Here is an 18,365-nt window from a genome sequence, read left to right as displayed (position 1 = left end):
TAGCCTCTTGCTAGGTTTGTTAAACCTTTTATATTATTTGAAAGTATCTATTTACCTCTTAAAGCTTCTAATGCAAAGCTTAAATATACAAATGGTGCATTCCAGTTGATTGCAATCTCGTTGGACGCATAGCTACATTTGTGATCGATATAAGATTTTGCATGAGCTGTTGATGTATATACAGATCCTGGGCAGTCAGCCTTATCTTCCTGGCCTGGGTTCGGACCACCAGCAAGAAGGCCAGGAACCGGATCTTCAATACCATCAGCCTCTGAAGGTCTGGTGTGAGGATGCATTACTTTTTTGCTTCCAAATCCAGTTAGGAAGCAATATGTAGTTGCATTTCTTCCCAATAGATAATCCATGTTAGCTTGAGCCGCATCCAGATATGCTTTATCTTTACTTATTAAATAAGCTTGAACTAATAGTACACCTTGATTGGCAGCATTACTATTACTTCCCCAGTTAAAATCTCCTCCTGATGTACCCATTGCCGTTCCGTATGCGGATTTTTGAGCATTTTCTTTGTACTTATTGGCCGTGGTCAAGATTTTATTGGTAATGACATCAGGATTGATGTTTTCAAATTCAGCAAGTTTATTGGTGTTTTGTGCAATGGTATAAAGAGCCAGAGTAGACACGTTTGCCCAGTTAGGTACGGAATAGGTACCTGATAAAGCATATTCAAGTTTAGATTCTTCGAAATATGCGCCTTTGCCTGTAGTAACAAAGAGTTCTATAGCAGCCCACTGAAACTCATCTTCAAATTTTGTATCTGGGTATTCACCTGTTCTGATGCCTGGTTGGAATTTTTGATTTACTGAAGTTTGTCTGTATTCGATATTAGGGTTCTTTTTAGCCCATGTATAAGCTTTTACACTTGCTTTTAATAGAGAATCAGAAAGACCTGGTAGTTCTTTTTTGTATTTGGCAAATACTCTTGATGCCTGGGCAGTTACTGCTGCAAAGTCAAGAGATGCAGCTGTTCCTTTCTGAACTACATATCTTGGAGCTTTGGCATCTGCAGGCATGATGTAGCCATCGAAGCTTGGGTTGGTTAATTTATGGTAAACACCACCATCTTCATCTTGCATAGTCATCATCCATCTTACATTCCATAGAATCTCGTCAAGAAGGTCAGGTATGTTGTTTTTGCTTTCCGGTATGTTCAGTTTTAATGTATCAGCAAACTTAGGGAAATGTTCATAAATAGAAAGTAATGTGTATGTGCTTATACCTGAGTTTACAATATATTTATTGTAGTCACCTGCGTCATACCATCCTCTTGGAGAGGAGATTTCGAATTTCTCAGGACGTGTCGCTGTAGCTGCAGATCCGTGAACCATTACTTTGTTGTCTGGGTGACCCGCAGGTCTTGCCCATTTTCCTGCAAATTCAGGGAGAAGGTCGATAGAAGCTCTTTGATAGTAATATCCTCTGATACTTCCTTTGGCTACAGGAAGTAAAACCTGGTCTTTAATTTCAAAAGGGAATGAATATCCTAATTTTGGTACAAATACTCGGTAAGAACCTGGAGTTTTAAATTTGGAAAAATCAGCTTTGCTAACGTTTTCTTTAGAATGTTCCCATATAACACTAGGGGTTAACTGCCCTGTAAAAACTGTATCTTTCAGATTTTCTTTTATTACATAAAATTTGTCTGAAGGTGCATCTACAATGACTGCTGTTTTAGGACCAGATGGATAAAATCCTACCTGATTCAGGCGGATATCTTCCGTAAGTTTTGATTGCGACTGTGCTTCCGGAGTAAGTAATAGAATTGGAAGAGAAAAAAGTGCTAACTTTTTGATATTTACCAATTTAATCATAGTTTTTTACCTTATTTGGATAAAATATTTAATAATTTATAAATATAGTTCAAAAATTTCTGTCTTTTACCTTTAAAAGTACTTTTATAAGGGAAAAAATATACTAATTTTCAACTCTTTCCTGTAAATGTACAAATTCAAAAATAAATCTTAATTTCTGAGTTTTAAGCTTTTTCAGATAGTTCTAACCAGCGTAAAGTTTTTTCTTCCAAAGTACTATTTACATTTTCAAACTCCTTGGAAAGTTTAGTCAGCTCGTCATGGCTAATTGAAGAAGAGGATAACTTATCCGTCAGTTCCGCCTTTTTCTTCTCAAGCTTATCAATTTCTTTTTCTAACGTCTCAAACTCTTGTTTCTCTTTAAAAGAAAGCTTTTTCTTTTCCTCTGCCGGTTTTGAAGGTGTTATTTGCTCTACTTGCTTTTCTTTGGGTTTTTCTTTTGATTTTCCCTCTGATTGTTTCTCTAATTCTTCCAGATGATTACGATAGTCAGTGTAATTTCCGGGAAAATCTTTAATAGTAGCTGAACCATCAAAAATGAAAACATGATCTATCAGTTTATCCATAAAGTACCTGTCGTGTGAAACAATTACCAGCGATCCCTCATAGGTCATCAGAAATGATTCGAGAACGTTTAGAGTAGGGATATCAAGATCATTGGTTGGCTCATCCAGAATCAGGAAATTAGGATTGCTGATCAAAACCCTTAGCAACTGAAGGCGTTTTTTTTCTCCTCCACTTAGTTTATTGACATACGTATATTGAACAGCAGGGGGGAAGAGGAATTTCTGAAGAAACTGGGAAGCGCTGAGGGTCTCACCGTTTCCAACTGGTATATGCTCAGCTACTTCTTTAACAATATCTATCACTCGTTGATCTTCTTTAAAATCAAGACCTGTTTGTGAAAAGTATCCAATCTTGGTTGTTGATCCGGCGTCAATTTTTCCACTGTCCGGCTGTATTTTTCCGGTAATGATATTCAAGAAAGTAGATTTACCGGAACCATTTTTACCAATAATTCCAATTCTATCCTTCTTTTTAAAGACATAAGAAAAATCATTGATGATCGGCTTCGCAAATTTTTTACTTATATGGTCAATTTCGATGACCTTATTTCCTTGTCTGGAAGTTTCAACTTTTAGTTCAAGTGCTTGGTCGTTTCTAGTTTTGCCAGCCTTTTCCTCCAATTCATAGAAAGCATCTACTCTAGATTTAGCTTTGGTTCCTCTTGCTTTTGGCTGCCTGCGCATCCATTCAAGCTCTTTGCGTAAAAGGTTATTGGCTTTGTCTGTTTCAGCTTGTTCTATGGAAAGCCGCTCAGCCTTTTTCTCCAGGAAGAAGCTATAATTACCTTTGTATCGGTATATTTTACCTCCATCTAACTCTACAATTTCATTGGTAACTCTGTCAAGGAAATATCGGTCGTGGGTTACAAGTAGGAGGGTTGTATTACTGGTGGAAAGAAATCCTTCCAACCATTCCACAGTATCAAGATCAAGGTGGTTGGTAGGTTCATCGAGAATCAACAAATCAGGGCTTTCTATCAATAACCTTGCAAGGGCAATTCTTTTCTTCTGACCTCCGGAAAGGTCCTTTATCTTTTGATCAAGAATGGTGATACCCATTTTGCCGATGATCTGCTTTACTTTACTTTCGTAATCCCAGGCATTCAGAGCATCCATTTTCTCCATGGCTTTTTGCAAAGCGTTGGAATCTTCGCTATTGTTCAGTGCATTTTCATATTCTTTAATAGCAAGTAAAGATGGACTTTCTGAAGAAAATAATGCTTCCATTACAGTAATGCCTTCTGGAAATTCGGGGTCCTGATCAAGGTATCCCACAGTTATTCCGGATGAAACAGCAACATGGCCGCGGTCAGGATTTAATTTTCCGGATAGAATCTGAAACAGAGTTGATTTGCCAGCGCCATTTGCGCCAACCAGTCCTATTTTTTCACCTTTACTAATGCCAAAGTTTAAATCCTGGAACAACCATTTTTCATTGTATGATTTTCCGAGAGATTCGCCTGAAAGATAATTCATTGAGTTGATTTCTTGTAAAATAAAAAGCCTTATTGCATACTCAGAAAGTTTGCAATAAGGCAAAGTAAGTGAATATAAGGCAAACTTAAAACACTCTAGCTGTAGCCAATGAATGTTTATTTACCTCTACTTCCAGATCTGCAAGTGCATTAATGAAGTAAATGTATGAATCGTAGGGGGAGTTATAAGGACTGAAGTATTTATGTACCACACCATCTGACCAATATTTTGTACACATGTAATAGAAGAGATCTGAGGATTGCAGCCTTGCCCATCTTTCTATCAGGTCTTTATCTCCAGAGTTTTTTACATCCTCTTCCATAGCATATAATTTGGAGAGAGATTCAGATTGCATTGAGTTGCTCAACCAGGCGCTGAGGTCTCTTTCGGAATCTGCCCAAGATGTAGTTGCATGTGCATCATAAACATCTTTGATTTGATAATCATCAGCAACTTCTCCAACAGTTTTGAATGAAAAATCTTTATTCTTTAAAATTTCTCCAGGCAAATGCTCCATAAATTCAAAAATGCCAGTTTCTTTCCATTGGTGTTCGCCAAAGGTTTCGTAATCCATAAACAGATTGATTGTATCTGCTGAATGAGCATTGTGAAGCCATGAAGCAAATTTTTGTGCAGTAAGCGGATATTCAGGCCAGTCTCTGTTTGAAAATCTGAAGGCAATATCATCTGATAGCCTGAAGTTTTTCAGAAGACATTTTATTTTCTTATTGTTTGGAGCCGTATAAATCTGATTAGGTGTTCTACCTTGGAGAAGACTATCAACACCTTCGCAGAGTATTGCTTTGTATCCCATCTTCTGAATAAAATCAGCCAGATCGTTATTGTATATCAATTCTGTGTTTCTGAAAACAACCGGCTCCTGATTAAAGTAATGTTTGATTTTCTTTTCATGAAGTTCTATCTGTCTCACAAATTCATCTTTAGAATAAAGATAGCTTAGTGAATGGTGATAGGTTTCTCCAAGAAACTCCACACAGCCCGTTCTAGCAAGGTCAATAAAAGACTCCAATACATCGGGTCTGTATTTTTCGAATTGTTCCAGAGCTATTCCACTGATGGAATATGAAATTCTGAACTGCTTGTTGAACTTTTTGATCAGTTCAAGCATCAGCTTGTTAGCTGGTAAATAGCACTTATCTGCTACTTTATTCAGAATTTCTTTGTTTAGTCTTTCGTCCGAGTAATTATGATCATTACCTATATTGAAGAACGAATACTGTTTTAGCCGGTATGGTTGATGTACCTGAAAATAAAAACAAACTGCTGGCATAATCCGAATGATTTTTAAATATTTTTAAAGTACTCTTTTATAAACATCTGCTACTTTATCAGCAGCTTTATCCCATGTTAAATTTTCCAGATCACGGAATGCATCTTTAACTACGGATTCTCTTAGAGAATCGTTCTGAAGCAAGGATATAATATGACCTGCCATTTTATCAACATCCCAGAAGTCGGCTTTCAGAGCGCCATATAACACTTCTGATACTCCCGATTGCTTGGATATCACACAAGGAATTCCAAACTGAGCAGCTTCCAAAGCAGAAAGTCCGAAAGGTTCTGATACAGATGGCATCACATAAACATCAGCAATTGAAAGTAGCTTGTGTACTTTCTCTTTATTTAAGAATCCAGTGAAATGGAATTTATTTCCAATTTGTCTGTAAGCACCTGATTCTATGAGTCCTCTTAGTTTATCTCCCGTTCCAGCCATTACAAATCTTGAATTGGGTGCATGCTCTATAACTTTAGAAGCTATATCAAGGAAATATTCAGGACCTTTTTGGCCTGTAACTCTTCCTAAAAACAAAACAAGTTTTTCTGGAAAATCCTTCGTGTCATGGAATACATGAACAGGATCTGCTCCATTGTGAACAGGATAAATTTTTCTTTCATCCACATCATAATGGTTTTTAGCAATTGAACCTGTATAACGGCTTACTGGAATTATGGCATCAGCATAGTGCATACCCCATCTTTCAATATCGTACACCCAACCTCTGCTATCAGGTCCGCCTCTATCATAATCCAAAGAGTGAACATGAAGCACCAATGGCTTGCCTGACAGAGCTTTAATTTCAATGCCTGCAAGAAAAGTCATCCAGTCATGACAATGAATGATATCGAAGTCTTTTGTCATTGCAAGACGAGCGCAAAACTTAGCGTATTCAATCACTTTGTTGATGACATCATCTCCGTAAAGGTCGCCTACCTTGAAAATATTCACGTTGGTATCCAACTTGAAGTCTATAGACTTTCCTCTAATGATATCAAAATCTGATTCAGCAGTTTCGTAAGGAAAAATATTGGCCTCTACAGTAGTGACGTGAGCAAATTCTTTATAGTATTTGCTAGTGCGTATCTTTTTAAGATTTTCTACTTCGACGTTATTCAGCCCTATCAGTTCCACATTATTAACCATGTAATTAGGATCTGATTTTGGGATGATCATGGACAGCTCTACATGTTGGGATAAAGCTTTGCACAAGCCGAGACAGGCAACCCCAAGGCCGCCATTTATAATGGGAGGGAACTCCCATCCGAGCATTAGTACTCTTGGTTTTCTCATATTAGTCTTTCCTTGAAAAATCTACTTTATAACCAGATTATCAGCGTAGTGTTTTTCTTTTTTTTAAATAAACTTAATTGAACAAAATCAGTTTATCAATAACTCAACATTATAAAAATAGTTTTAGTTGAGACTTTTGAAACCATTGGAAAGTTGCTCAAAGAGAGTATTAACGAATAAAAAAAAGGAGATGTTTTCATGCTTTCTTTTTTTATTGTTAAAAAAAGTTTTTACTCTAGTAAAGCAAAGAAGAACTTTATTGGAAAGTGTTAATAAACGAATTTAAAATTGTACTATGTCTTTTTTATGCAACCTTTTGCCGGGTTTTGCATAAAGGGCTTTAAAATTGTTCTTATGGAAAGTTACATGAATCTAGGGCAGAATCAGATATCTGTTCAACAGTTTCCCGATACAGTTCAAAGCTGGAAACGCGATGGTTATACCTTTTATTTCTATTGTACGGAATCTGCGTTAGAGGTGAGTGTTAAAAGCGATAAGGTGATTCGCTTCAGGTATTCTCCCGAGAGCATTTTTCAAAGAGATTTTTCCTATTCAGGTGCTCATAATTATGAGGGAAAGGTGAAAGCCCTGGATATTAAAGAAGATGAAGAGAAGTTTACAATCGGCACTGCCTTTTTGGATATCGTAATTACTAAGCACCGTCTTCTTATCACCATCTTTGATAAAGAAGGTAAAGTTGTGATCGACGATGAAAAGGGGTTTCATTGGGAAGAGCACAAAGACTATGGTGGCGAGATTGTAATGATGAGTAAAAAGGTTCAAAGTGGAGAACACTTCTTTGGGCTTGGAGATAAGCCAACAGATCTGAATCTTAGAGGTAAGAGGTTTGAACTCTGGGGGAAAGATACCTATGGGTTTATGAAAAATGCAGATCCTTTATATAAGAACATTCCGTTTTTCCTGGGGCTTCACCATAAAATCGGATATGGTGTTCTTTTTGATAATTCTTTCAGAACATTTTTTGACTTCGGTTTTGAAAGAAAGAATGTATATAGCTACTGGGCACATGGAGGGGAAATGAATTATTATTTCATCTATGGTCCTGAGCTTATGGATGTAGTGGAAACCTATACCAATATGACGGGTAAGCCGGAGCTTCCTCCTCTGTGGTCTCTGGGATATCACCAATGTAAATGGAGTTACTATCCTGAAAAGGTTGTAAAGAACATTGCTGCTGAATTCAGAAAAAGAAGTATACCATGCGATGCCCTTTACCTTGATATAGATTACATGGATGGCTTCAGGTGCTTCACCTGGAATAAAGATTATTTCCCTGATCCTAAAGGGTTGACCAGCGAATTATCCAAAGATGGTTATAAGCTTGTAGTCATTATAGATCCAGGTATCAAGATTGATAAAAATTATTGGGTATATCAGGAGGCAATTGAAAAGGATTATTTCTGTAAAAGACAAGACGGCCCGCTCATGCGAGGATCCGTATGGCCTGGAAAATGTAACTTCCCTGATTTTACCAACCCAGAAGTGAGAGAGTGGTGGTCAGGCTTGTTTAAAGGCCTTATAGAAACAGGGGTTCGGGGTGTGTGGAATGATATGAATGAACCTGCTGTATTTGAGATTGAAACATTTCCTAATGATGTAAGACACAATTATGATGGTGATCCATGCAGTCACAGGAAAGCTCACAATGTATTCGGAATGCAGATGGCAAAAGCCACTTATGATGGCATTAAAAGATTCCTAGCCCCTAACTATCGTCCTTTCAATATTACAAGATCTGCTTACTCCGGAATACAGAAATATTCAAGTGTGTGGACGGGTGATAACGTAGCTTCATGGGAGCATTTGTGGCTTGCTAATGTAATGTGTCAAAGGCTTGCTGTTTCAGGTATTTCATTCTGTGGATCTGACATAGGTGGGTTTATTGAAACTCCTTCTGGTGAAATGTATATACGTTGGCTGCAACTTGGTATATTCCATGCATTCTGCAGAACACACTCATCTGGTGATCACGGAGATCAGGAGCCATGGTCATTTGGGGATGAATATGCAGAGCTGGCTAAAAAGACCATTGAGTTAAGATACAGGTTGTTGCCTTATTTGTATACCACCTTCTGGCAGTATTCAAAATTCGGTACACCATTCTTAAGACCATTGACATTCCTTGATCAGAGCGATACTGAAACTTATTTCCGTCAGGATGAATTCGGAGTAGGTGATAATCTGCTTGTAATTCCTGTTACTCAAGCGGAAGCTGATGGTCGTTGGTTGTATCTTCCTTCAGGAGTATGGTATTACTTCTGGGATGACGAGCGTTTCCATGGAAATATGGAAGTATGGGCAGAAGCAGATCTTAACAGAGTGCCTATTTTCGTGAGAGCTGGTTCTATTATTCCAATGTATCCTGTGATGCAATATGTTGGAGAAATTGAATTGAAAGAATTAATTCTTCATGCTTATTACTATACCAAGTCTCATACTTCTGTTGTTTATGAAGATTCAGGCGATGGTTATGGATATGAACAAGGGCAGTATAATGTTAGAACGTTCAATACCAATGGTTCGGATAATCAGTTTGTAATAGAACAGTCTGCTCAAGGAGAATTTACTCCGACTTACCATAGTTATGCTGTCAATGTACATGGTCTGTCATTTGAACCTAGAAAGTGCGAAGTTGATGGTCAGGAGGTAGCCTTTACTATGGAGAATCAAGATAAAAATGAAATTAAGGTAATGGTTCCGATTCATTTCGGTAAGTTAGTGATATCATAAGATGAGTGAAATAAATTTATACTTAGAGCACACTAATTTAAAACCAGTTATTACCGATAAAGACATAGATAAGTTGGTAGCAGAGGCCAAAGAGTTTAAACTCTTTGGCATTTGTGTTCCAACTTTTTGGCTTAAAAGGGCAAAGAGGGAAATAGGTGATGCAGATATCAGTTTGGTTACCGTGATCGGTTTTCCATTAGGGTACCAGCTTACAGAAACAAGGCTTGAAGAAATCAAGCATGCCATTGCAATGGGAGCAGATGAACTTGACCTGGTGATGAATATTTCAGCTTTTAAATCCGGAATGGAGTGGTTTAAGATTGATATTGCGAAAGCTGCCAAATGTTGCCATGAGCAACAGAAGATTTTAAAAGTGATTATTGAAACAGCATATCTTACTGATGAAGAGATTGTGAAGGCAAGTAGAGCTGCAGCCGACGCTGGAGCCGACTTCATCAAAACATCAACAGGGCTTGCACCTGCTGGTGCTACTCCTGAGCATATAAAGCTTATAAAACAAAATATTCCTTCATCCACGGGGATCAAAGCTTCCGGAGGAATTAAAACGCTAGCGGATGTTAAAGCAATGATTGATGCCGGAGCTGACCGCATTGGCACTTCTTCTTCTGTTGCTATAATGAAGGATTATCTTTCATTCTGATTTTTTATCCTTATCTTTTCAGGATTGAAGAGTTATTTATGTTGCGCAATTGTAATTCATGAGAGCATTTCTGTTTATTATATTTCTGTTGATTGTTGTATCTGCTCAAGCACAACAATCAAATTTTTTTAAGAAAATAAATTTTCGTATAGATATTTCTGAATACCAATACCCTGAAGATTCAAGAGTTTATAAAGATGAAAAGACTTTGTTTTTTAAAGCAGAAAACAAAGATGAGATCATGGAAATTACAGTTTTTCCTGAAGAGGGGATAAAGATAACGCGACTACATATTGCAGGATCTTCAGATTACATGGTACTTGATTCTTTAAAAGAGATAGGAAATAAATATTTTCGGGGAAAGATAAGATTACTGAATCTTCCGGACATCAAATTCCTTAGACTGATCATGATTGCGGAGACAGATGCAGGGTTGATCACGGATGAAATAAAGATGAGTCCTTTCTTCGAGACCTTTGTGGGAGCCCCTGCCGAAGCCCAGGACCTGTACATAGGTGAAGACAGAACTATTGATCTTCCGGCAAAAAACATCTTTAATATCAGAATTCCTTCAGATTGGCAGGTAGCTGGACCTCTAAAGTTCAGGTTACAAAAGGGAGATAATAATACTATTAAACTTTTTATTCACCCGGAAAGCCTGGGTTATAAAGAGTTGATTTTAAATCTTAGGACAGTAGCTCCTTTTCTGAAAGACAATAACCAATTAAGTTTTGATTTGCCTCCTGTAAAATTAAAATTTAATATAAAGCCCAGTCGGATTGGTTATGTAAATCTTGACAGGAATGAATTTTTCCTTGACCCTGGTTCTCTTCAAACTGAAGAAGTACAGATTGATTTTCACAGAAACTTTGAACTTGGAAAAACCTATAGGATAGAAAATCAACAGAAACCTGGTGGACGCCTTGTTGCAGAACTGTATACTGTATCAGTGGTTGGAAACAGTAATAAAATTCTTGCAGTGTTGAGACCTTATACACTGCATAAAATATCTGAAGGTTATCTTTTTATTAAAGACGGTGATGAATTAGAGTTTATTACAAATTTTAACGTCTTGGAAAAACCTAATGTTGAAAATATATCAGTGCTCAGAGAGGGGCAGGACTGGACGAACAGCACTGTCGTATATCCTGGAGAAAGAGTAGAAGTGAAGATAGAGGGGCGAGGACTTTCCAAAGCTGATTTTTATTTTGATGGTGTGAAAGATGTTAGTTATGACACGACAAGAACTTCTGATAATGTTAAATTCTATCTTATTAAAATTCCTACAGATATTATTAAAAGAAGAATTTCTCTTTATATGAATGGTACTATCACTAAGTATGATTTGCAATTAAGAGAGTTTCAGGTTCCCAAGGCATTGGGCTTTGTAGGGGTAAGTTATGATAAAGAAGTAATACCGCTTTCGGGGAACGTCTTCAATAAGCCCGTTCTAACAAGGGCCCCGATTAAAGATGTCAATATTGTGTTTTTTGAAAATAATATTGATACGAAAACAAGGTTTTATGGTAAGCAATATCTGAATATTGAGGTAAGGATCTATAATACTAAAAGTGATCTTATTGAATTTCAAAAGATAGATAATGTTGTAGTATGTCCTGGAGAAGCGTCTCCAAGATATTTTTTCTATGATGTAAAAGACTGTAAAAAAGGCGAGATCAATATTAATGATTATCTTCTGCATAAAACCTATGACATGGAAGGCTGGTGGAGACTAGAGATCATTATAAAACATAATGACCAGAAGTATAGCCTTCCGGGATATTCTCAGAAGATTACTTTTATTAAAGAAATGGTAACAGCCCTGGATCTTCAGGTTTCCTTTCCTACAGGTCTTTTGGTTAAGAAATTTTCACAATCAGGTTTTGGCAATTTAACAGGTATAAGTATTGCCTTTCTTGCTCAGTTCAGTTTCTATGATCAGCAAAAGGTGGGTAAGCTAAAGCCATATAAGATTGGGGCGGGGTTTATTGCTTTGGATATTTTTAACTTAAGTGAAAATAACAAGCAGAGAGATCTTGGTTTTGTAGTGCTGGGCTCATTGTTCCCTGTTAGAAAAGAATCCAAGTTTAGTTTTCCTTTGTATGCGGGATGTGGATATCTGTTGAAGAACAATACATTCTTTGCTGTATTTGGTCCGGGGGTGACATTTAATTTCTAGATTATTAAATAGAAAATAAGTTTTTTACAAAACACTTTTACCTTGAATTGAGTTATGCAGCGATGCAAAAGAATGGTAACGTCTTTTGTGGTACAATAATCTTTTGAATTTGTAGCATACTTTTTCAAATCAGTATCAGTAACTTCTTAATTATTGCAAAATGAAATATAAACTTTTTGGAAAGAGCGGTCTCAGAGTGTCTGAGCTTTGTCTTGGAACTATGACTTTCGGCGGAGACTGGGGATATGGTGCTGATAAAGATGAATGTCAGAAGATGTTCGACATCTTTACAAAAGCAGGAGGGAATTTTATAGATACTGCCAACCGCTATACTGAAGGTACAAGTGAAAAATTTGTAGGTGATTTTATAGCCAGCGAGCGTTCTACCTTTGTGGTTGCGACGAAATATTCTCTTTATAACAGAATGCATGATGTAAATGCATCTGGTAATCATAGAAAGAACCTTGTGCAGTCCTTGGAAGGAAGTCTTAAGAGGCTTAAAACAGATTATGTTGATGTTCTATATCTTCATGCCTGGGATTTCACAACACCTGTAGAAGAGGTATTAAGAGCATTAGATGATCTGGTAAGAGCAGGTAAGGTGTTTTATATTGCCATTAGTGATACGCCAGCATGGATCATCTCTATGTCCAATGCTATTGCAGAGTTAAGAGGCTGGTCTTCTTTTGCAGGTATGCAGGTGGAATATAGTCTTCTGCAACGTACACCTGAGCGGGAGTTTCTTCCTATGGCAAAGCACCTTGATATTGCAGTGACTGCATGGGCCCCAATAGCCGGAGGAGCATTAACCGGAAAATATTTAGGTGGAGGAGGAGATGGTAACAGACTTAAAGCTGATAGTGTAAGGTTAAATGCCCGCAATCAGGAAATCGTATCATCAGTAAGAGAAATAGCAGAAGAGGCAGGCTGTTCTTGTGCACAGGTGGCACTGAACTGGTTAAGACAGAAAAATCAGGTGGTGATACCGGTGATAGGTGCAAGAAAAGAAAATCAGATGAGAGAAAATATGGCTTGTCTTAATTTTAAACTTACTCATGATCAGATAAAAAGGTTGGATGAAGCAAGTAAAATAGAACTTGGATTTCCTCATGATTTCCTGGTGAATGATGGTATGCGGAATAATCTTTATGGCGGTATGAGGCATGCTTTGGAAAATCATCGTGAAAAATGGTAATATTTGATTTATGATTTTGGAATTATCTTTAAATACTCATAAGTTTGTAAAACCAATAAGGATGCCCAGGTGGTGAAACTGGTAGACATATACGTTTGAGGTGCGTATGCCGTAAGGCGTGGGGGTTCAAATCCCCCCTTGGGTACAGGAACAGCAAGAGTGGGGAGCAAGAGCAACAGAATGAAGACGCTTGATAAAAGCTACAATCTGTTGCTCTTGCTCACACTCTTGCTCCATTTTCAGCAACAGTAAGGAGCAACAGCAACAAGACGGAAAACGCCTTAATAAATAGCTACAACCTGTTGCTCTTGCTCACACTGTTGCTTTTTTTTAATATCAGCTATGTTTGACTTTGAAAAACTCACCGTTTATTTAAAAGCGAAAAGTTATAATCTGGAGTTTAGTAAACTTTTAAAACAATTTGCTTTTGACTCTGCCATTAAAAATCAATTAAGAAGATCTTCTTTAAGTATTGCACTGAATATTGCTGAGGGCTCAGGAAGAAAGACCAATGCAGATAAGCGCAACTTCTTTATAATTGCAAGAGGTTCTGTTTTTGAATGTGTCGCAATCTTTGATATTCTCAAAGATGAAGGAATTATTTCTAAAGAGATTTTTCAAAAACTCTATTGCCAGTTGGAAGAACTTTCAAAAATGTTGTATGCAATGACTGAAAGCTTAATTGTAAAAAAATCTTGAATTCTGATACGATTTAAATAAAAGGATCTTTGGACAGCAACAGTAGGGAGCAACAGCAACAAGGCAAAAGGCATTTTGATAAAGAGCTTTATCTGTTGCTGTTGCTCACACTCTTGCTGATTTATGAACTTACTTTTTCAAGCTTAGCCCACTCTACTGTTACTCCCGGGCCAAAAGCAAGAGTGATCAATTCGTCTTCTTCTATTGTGTCTAATCTTCTTGCTAATACAAACATCATGGCTGCTGCACCTAAATTGCCAATGCTTTGCAATGTATCATAGGATGATTGAAGTGCATTTGTTGGCCAGCCCAAATCATAAAATACGCTTCCCACATGATCTAAAATATTTGGTCCTCCGGGATGAATTCCTAATGCTGGTGTAGGCTTATCTGCATTAGGATGCAATTTATTAAGGATCTTACTTCCCGCTCCATCGCAGAAATATTCACCTAATTTTTTCCCTACTTCACGATTCAATGTCATGCGGTAACTTGTATGGTCTGGTCCTGTTGGGGGCACTAGTCCTAATAAATGTTGACTTTGGGGTACAAGTGACATTCCTGTTTGAGTGTACTTCCATTTCCCTTCATCTGAAAGGATTATTGCAGCAGCTCCATCAGCAAACAAAGAATGTGCAACCAGTGAAGAAATATCAGTGGCATTCACATCATAATGTGATGAGGCAACTTCAACGGCAACGACCAATACAGCTTTGGCATCACCGGCTCGAATGATATCTCTTGCGATTCGCAAACAAGTAGCGCCACAAAAACATCCGTTAAAATTTAATTCTGCCTTCTGACAATCATCTGAAAGTCCTAAGGCTTCCATAACAGAAACGGCAACACCTGGTTCACTCCATCCACTTGTGCAGGTCGTAATAATATGAGTAACGTCAGAAGCTTTTCCACCCCAATTGTCAAGTGCTCTGCGGGCAGCTTCTACAGCAAGTTTTATTGCAGTATCATTAAAAACTTCCATACGTTGCCAATACGGTGGAATAAAATCATTAGGGGTATAGATATCGTGTGAAAGCGCTACACGTTTTGCTTCCTCATAATCATCAATGGATCTATTGTCCTCGATCCAGACTGGGTGTGAATAATGTCTTGTATGAATGCCAGTACCTTTTACAAAACTTTTCATTCTAGAGATAACAGAATCTGGTTGACCATGAAATCTTCTCATTGCTTCGTCAACTTCCAGCATTCTCTCTGTTGAAACCGGGTAGGGAAGGGCAGTGCCAATGCCCGAAATATGTGCTTCTTTCTTCATAAAAATATTTCTTGATACTTAAATGTTTTAAACCGTAGATGCGGATTATACAGTTCTTTTGTAGGATGTATGGAAATACAGAAGTTTTCCTTAAGTGTTAATTCCAGGATGGAAAACCAAATTTTTGAATAAAGGTTAATTTGGTCTTAGAAAAAGTTTAGATTTTTTTAGTTATCAAGAGCGTGAGCAAGATCTTCAACTTGTTACTGTTGCTCTTCTTCTTTTCTTATGAAGCTATGTTCAACTTTGAAAAACTCAACACCAGTTATTTCTTGCAATAGTTCCAATGTTTAATCGCTTTTCCGCGTATATTAGTAAACAAAAAATAAATCTGTATTGCAGAAACTTTATTAAAATCTTTTCTATGTTATTAATTAATACCTCGCTTAAGGTAATCTGCTATCTCTCATTGTTGTTGGTTTGCACGCTATTTATAGTTTCGGTTTATTCTTATTTAAGTGTGTATCTAACTTTTGGAAGTGTACCGTTTTCGCAAGATTATATTCCTGAGTTAATTGGTGATTCAGGAAAGTCAATGAATATTTTTCCCGGGAAGATTGGTTTTAAAATTATCCTTGCCTATATGTATTCACTTGTATTTCTAATTGGGTTTGTTCCGATGGTGTTTATACTAAAATTTTATTTTACTAAAATTGACATTGAAAAAAAGCTGTTTGTCACCTTAATCATTGTCAATATTGTATTCTACTTTCTTTGGGGTTTCACTAGCATTGTTGGGTGGTATACCAACTTCGTTTTAGATTAATAGTATTAATAAATTATTTATTAAAATCAGTATCCCTATTCCACAGCCACACAAAAAAATAACCCTCCAGACCAATTAAAGCCGGAGGGTTATGGATCTATTCAAAACTGCAAAAGCTCCCTTATACCTCTATCTGTCTTGTGACAGTGATGTTGATGATGTTGGAGAATTCACCTACCTGTTCATCTTGTATCTTATAGATTCCTTTGTAAGACCAGATAGCAGTATCAGAGCCTGAAGACAGAGGATGTGTGTCTATATAGTCCGGAGTGGAATCGTTGGCGAGGAACACAAACCCTTTACCATCTTTGCGATCTACATAGATGTCTATAGAATCCGCAGTTCCTTTTTTCCACTTGATAAGCGGACGGTGAGCGTCCAGTCCACCACCGATTTCAGGCTTCATGGTAATTCTGTCCAGAGTATATTCTGCCCCGATAACGCCGAGATCCTTACCAATGGAATCATTGTAGTTGGGGTGATTTTTGATTCTCTGCACCAGTTTTCCTGTCCTCTTGAAGATACCGGCCTTTACCAACGCAGGTTGATTAAGAGCAGGGATTGAAGCCGGATAGGTAAGCGCTACAGCTTCCGAACCATCTGCAAGCAGGTTTTTGAAGGCGACCTTCTGAGCCGCTTCATTCTTTGAATTTTCCACCATTTCGAGGGCATACAAGAACGCTAATGCGTCATTGGAGACACCGATTACCTCTTCCGAGGCGATGCCCACGTTTGCTGCATGGATTTGAAGTTTACCAGAGAAATTTTTAAGCCAGATTGCTTTTTCTTTATCTGCCTTTGGCAGATATCCATTGTTGATTGACATAGCTGTAATTAAAAGTTTAGGTTTAGATAAAAATATTAACAGCTTCAATGTTAGAACTTTAATTAATGTCGTGCAACTTTTTTTCTAAGTTATTGCTCCTGGAAGATTCAGAAGTGCTCCTGCCTCTTCCAGAAGTGTTTCTGAAGTTTTCAGGAATACTTCTGGAAGCTTCGGAAGTAAGCCTGGGGCGTTCGGGCTTTAGCCCGGAAATTTGAGGCTATAGCCTGGGATTCTCAGGCTATAGCCTCCTATCTTTTTGCTTATCCCTGGACCTTTCAGCAGCCCACTGAAAGAGCCAGGAGAATTCCCGGAAGCGTCAGGAACGCTCCTGGAAGTATCAGGATGCTCCTGGAAGCTCCGGGAGTAAGCCTGGAACGGTGAGGCTAAAGCCTGGAACCCTCAGGCTAAAGCCCAAAAGCTCGAGGCTAAAGCAAAAATGGGGGAGGATAATGGCTGAGAAGATATTATTGAAGTATTATGGGGAAGGGCTTAAGCAGTGCAGAGGAAGGGGAAAGCCCTGAGGGCATTGGCTGATGGCTGTTTCTATGAATTTTGGAGGTCTTTCTTTATTGAGCGGTATTTATTGAGATTATATTGTGGGAAATACTTAAATCTATATGTCTCAGGTAACTTAGCTTGGAATTTATCGTAAGTTGTAACACATTTTATATATTTGTTGACGGGGATATTTTTGAAGATTTTGGGAAAGGCAAGCAGACAAGAGGATATTTTTAATACAGAACCATGATGAAACTTTGATCCATACCTCTAAGCAGGAACTAGATAGAGAAGCAGATTTTATCTAATTATCACATTTATAAAAGACCATTGTTGGATCAATTTATCCGGTTCTGCTCTGGCAATTTGAGGTTGGCAATTTGGTCATCTGCATCTGATGATTATTTGAGGACGTTGTGAAATTTAAAAATTAGTTAGATTAGTGATAAAAGAAAAATATACGCCACATGACGTATATTCAAATGTTATGGTACATTAAATGAAAAAACAGATAACAAATTTAATACTGATTCTACTTACTGCGTGTACTTCTTCAAATGATAAGTTAAAGGATAAGATATTAAACGCTGACGAAGTCCAGATAAAAGAAAATTTTCATGGTGGAATTGCAGGAGGTGGAACGAATAATTATACTTTAAAGAAAGCCGCGATTGGAGACGATCTTTATGAGTGGATTTTAATTAAGGATAAGGATACTGATTTTCAAACATATATTACTTTAGATTCATCTGACTTAAATTCGTTTGATTTATTTGTAAGTAAAGCGTTTGAATCTCATGACCCAGGAAGAGAATATAATAATAGTTGTGTTTTTAGAGATCCTTCTGATTATGAATTTAAAGTTGGGTTCTCAAAAGTTCAATTAAATCCATCATTAAATTCTGATAGTATTTTTAAGAGTTTATTGAGGAAGTTCAATTAAGCAACGTACCATAACATTGTGTAAAAAATATGCCTTGCTGATGTGATAATAGAGAGAGTAGAGCTTTACAACCGCATGCTTTTGTACCCCTCCCCAAAAATAGGACAGCT

15 protein-coding genes and 1 tRNA gene are annotated in these 18,365 nt (G+C 37.4%); 10 read left to right on the top strand and 6 right to left on the bottom strand.

Going from position 1 to position 18,365, the window contains the following annotated elements:
* Positions 1 to 47: 47 nt before the first annotated feature.
* From J7604_RS02795 to J7604_RS02780, 4 genes are all read right to left on the bottom strand, one after another.
* Entirely contained in the window at positions 48 to 1,829 is a 1,782-nt protein-coding gene (locus J7604_RS02795) for a glycoside hydrolase family 9 protein (RefSeq protein ID WP_293890699.1), read from the bottom strand.
* Positions 1,830 to 1,993: 164 nt separating this feature from the next.
* The gene (locus tag J7604_RS02790; RefSeq protein WP_293890696.1) at positions 1,994 to 3,871 is read right to left on the bottom strand and encodes an ABC-F family ATP-binding cassette domain-containing protein; all 1,878 of its coding nucleotides are present in this window, start codon (positions 3,869 to 3,871) and stop codon (positions 1,994 to 1,996) included.
* Positions 3,872 to 3,956: 85 nt separating this feature from the next.
* The gene (locus J7604_RS02785) at positions 3,957 to 5,162 is read right to left on the bottom strand and encodes a glycoside hydrolase family 57 protein (RefSeq protein WP_293890693.1); all 1,206 of its coding nucleotides are present in this window, start codon (positions 5,160 to 5,162) and stop codon (positions 3,957 to 3,959) included.
* A 24-nt stretch (positions 5,163 to 5,186) separates the two neighbouring features.
* Positions 5,187 to 6,461 carry a glycosyltransferase family 4 protein gene (locus J7604_RS02780; protein WP_293890690.1) on the bottom strand — a complete coding sequence of 425 codons (1,275 nt, stop codon included), beginning with the start codon at positions 6,459 to 6,461 and terminating at the stop codon, positions 5,187 to 5,189.
* A 354-nt stretch (positions 6,462 to 6,815) separates the two neighbouring features.
* On the opposite strand from J7604_RS02780, the gene J7604_RS02775 reads away from it, so the two are divergent.
* From J7604_RS02775 to J7604_RS02750, 6 genes are all read left to right on the top strand, one after another.
* Positions 6,816 to 9,212, top strand: coding sequence for a glycoside hydrolase family 31 protein (locus J7604_RS02775; protein ID WP_293890687.1), 2,397 nt, complete (start codon positions 6,816 to 6,818; stop codon positions 9,210 to 9,212).
* 1 nt (position 9,213) lies between these two features.
* Positions 9,214 to 9,873 carry a deoxyribose-phosphate aldolase gene (gene deoC, locus J7604_RS02770; RefSeq protein ID WP_293890684.1) on the top strand — a complete coding sequence of 220 codons (660 nt, stop codon included), beginning with the start codon at positions 9,214 to 9,216 and terminating at the stop codon, positions 9,871 to 9,873.
* Positions 9,874 to 9,931: 58 nt separating this feature from the next.
* Positions 9,932 to 12,052: a hypothetical protein gene (locus J7604_RS02765; protein WP_293890681.1), complete on the top strand. Its 2,121-nt coding sequence runs from the start codon at positions 9,932 to 9,934 to the stop codon at positions 12,050 to 12,052.
* Positions 12,053 to 12,212: 160 nt separating this feature from the next.
* Positions 12,213 to 13,247: an aldo/keto reductase gene (locus tag J7604_RS02760; RefSeq protein ID WP_293890678.1), complete on the top strand. Its 1,035-nt coding sequence runs from the start codon at positions 12,213 to 12,215 to the stop codon at positions 13,245 to 13,247.
* A 63-nt stretch (positions 13,248 to 13,310) separates the two neighbouring features.
* A tRNA-Leu gene (locus tag J7604_RS02755) sits at positions 13,311 to 13,392 on the top strand.
* A gap of 197 nt (positions 13,393 to 13,589) precedes the next feature.
* Positions 13,590 to 13,946 (top strand): four helix bundle protein, encoded by a 357-nt coding sequence (locus J7604_RS02750; RefSeq protein WP_293890675.1) that lies wholly within the window; start codon positions 13,590 to 13,592, stop codon positions 13,944 to 13,946.
* Between the two features lie 121 nt (positions 13,947 to 14,067).
* Here J7604_RS02750 and J7604_RS02745 read toward each other — a convergent pair whose 3' ends face one another.
* Positions 14,068 to 15,222, bottom strand: coding sequence for a hypothetical protein (locus J7604_RS02745; protein ID WP_293890673.1), 1,155 nt, complete (start codon positions 15,220 to 15,222; stop codon positions 14,068 to 14,070).
* Between the two features lie 364 nt (positions 15,223 to 15,586).
* On the opposite strand from J7604_RS02745, the gene J7604_RS02740 reads away from it, so the two are divergent.
* On the top strand, positions 15,587 to 15,988 hold the full coding sequence (locus J7604_RS02740; protein ID WP_293890671.1) for a hypothetical protein: 402 nt from the start codon (positions 15,587 to 15,589) through the stop codon (positions 15,986 to 15,988).
* A gap of 121 nt (positions 15,989 to 16,109) precedes the next feature.
* Here the strand turns inward: J7604_RS02740 and J7604_RS02735 are convergent, their stop codons facing one another.
* Positions 16,110 to 16,814 (bottom strand): hypothetical protein, encoded by a 705-nt coding sequence (locus J7604_RS02735; protein ID WP_293890668.1) that lies wholly within the window; start codon positions 16,812 to 16,814, stop codon positions 16,110 to 16,112.
* A 65-nt stretch (positions 16,815 to 16,879) separates the two neighbouring features.
* Here J7604_RS02735 and J7604_RS02730 point away from each other — a divergent pair, with 65 nt between their 5' ends.
* From J7604_RS02730 to J7604_RS02725, 3 genes are all read left to right on the top strand, one after another.
* Positions 16,880 to 17,029 carry a hypothetical protein gene (locus J7604_RS02730; RefSeq protein WP_293890664.1) on the top strand — a complete coding sequence of 50 codons (150 nt, stop codon included), beginning with the start codon at positions 16,880 to 16,882 and terminating at the stop codon, positions 17,027 to 17,029.
* A gap of 568 nt (positions 17,030 to 17,597) precedes the next feature.
* Positions 17,598 to 17,732, top strand: coding sequence for an NIF family HAD-type phosphatase (locus J7604_RS27020; RefSeq protein WP_367113550.1), 135 nt, complete (start codon positions 17,598 to 17,600; stop codon positions 17,730 to 17,732).
* Positions 17,733 to 17,811: 79 nt separating this feature from the next.
* Positions 17,812 to 18,255, top strand: a complete 444-nt coding sequence (locus J7604_RS02725) for a hypothetical protein (protein ID WP_293890661.1) — start codon at positions 17,812 to 17,814, stop codon at positions 18,253 to 18,255.
* Positions 18,256 to 18,365: the final 110 nt, after the last annotated feature.

Source organism: Sporocytophaga sp., assembly GCF_017745095.1.
Classification (GTDB): Bacteria; Bacteroidota; Bacteroidia; order Cytophagales; family Cytophagaceae; genus Sporocytophaga.
The sequence above is the reverse complement of the archived record's forward strand: the minus strand, read 5'-3'. Positions and strand labels throughout refer to the sequence as shown.

Coding starts and splice junctions, on each gene's coding strand:
- J7604_RS02765 (WP_293890681.1), top strand. CDS start 9,932: ATGAGAGCATTTCTGTTTATTATATTTCTGTTGATTGTTGTATCTGCT.
- J7604_RS02750 (WP_293890675.1), top strand. CDS start 13,590: ATGTTTGACTTTGAAAAACTCACCGTTTATTTAAAAGCGAAAAGTTAT.
- J7604_RS02790 (WP_293890696.1), bottom strand. CDS start 3,871: ATGAATTATCTTTCAGGCGAATCTCTCGGAAAATCATACAATGAAAAA.
- J7604_RS02725 (WP_293890661.1), top strand. CDS start 17,812: ATGAAAAAACAGATAACAAATTTAATACTGATTCTACTTACTGCGTGT.
- deoC (WP_293890684.1), top strand. CDS start 9,214: ATGAGTGAAATAAATTTATACTTAGAGCACACTAATTTAAAACCAGTT.
- J7604_RS02740 (WP_293890671.1), top strand. CDS start 15,587: ATGTTATTAATTAATACCTCGCTTAAGGTAATCTGCTATCTCTCATTG.
- J7604_RS02785 (WP_293890693.1), bottom strand. CDS start 5,162: ATGCCAGCAGTTTGTTTTTATTTTCAGGTACATCAACCATACCGGCTA.
- J7604_RS02760 (WP_293890678.1), top strand. CDS start 12,213: ATGAAATATAAACTTTTTGGAAAGAGCGGTCTCAGAGTGTCTGAGCTT.
- J7604_RS02730 (WP_293890664.1), top strand. CDS start 16,880: ATGTCGTGCAACTTTTTTTCTAAGTTATTGCTCCTGGAAGATTCAGAA.
- J7604_RS02745 (WP_293890673.1), bottom strand. CDS start 15,222: ATGAAGAAAGAAGCACATATTTCGGGCATTGGCACTGCCCTTCCCTAC.
- J7604_RS02735 (WP_293890668.1), bottom strand. CDS start 16,814: ATGTCAATCAACAATGGATATCTGCCAAAGGCAGATAAAGAAAAAGCA.
- J7604_RS02795 (WP_293890699.1), bottom strand. CDS start 1,829: ATGATTAAATTGGTAAATATCAAAAAGTTAGCACTTTTTTCTCTTCCA.
- J7604_RS02780 (WP_293890690.1), bottom strand. CDS start 6,461: ATGAGAAAACCAAGAGTACTAATGCTCGGATGGGAGTTCCCTCCCATT.
- J7604_RS02775 (WP_293890687.1), top strand. CDS start 6,816: ATGGAAAGTTACATGAATCTAGGGCAGAATCAGATATCTGTTCAACAG.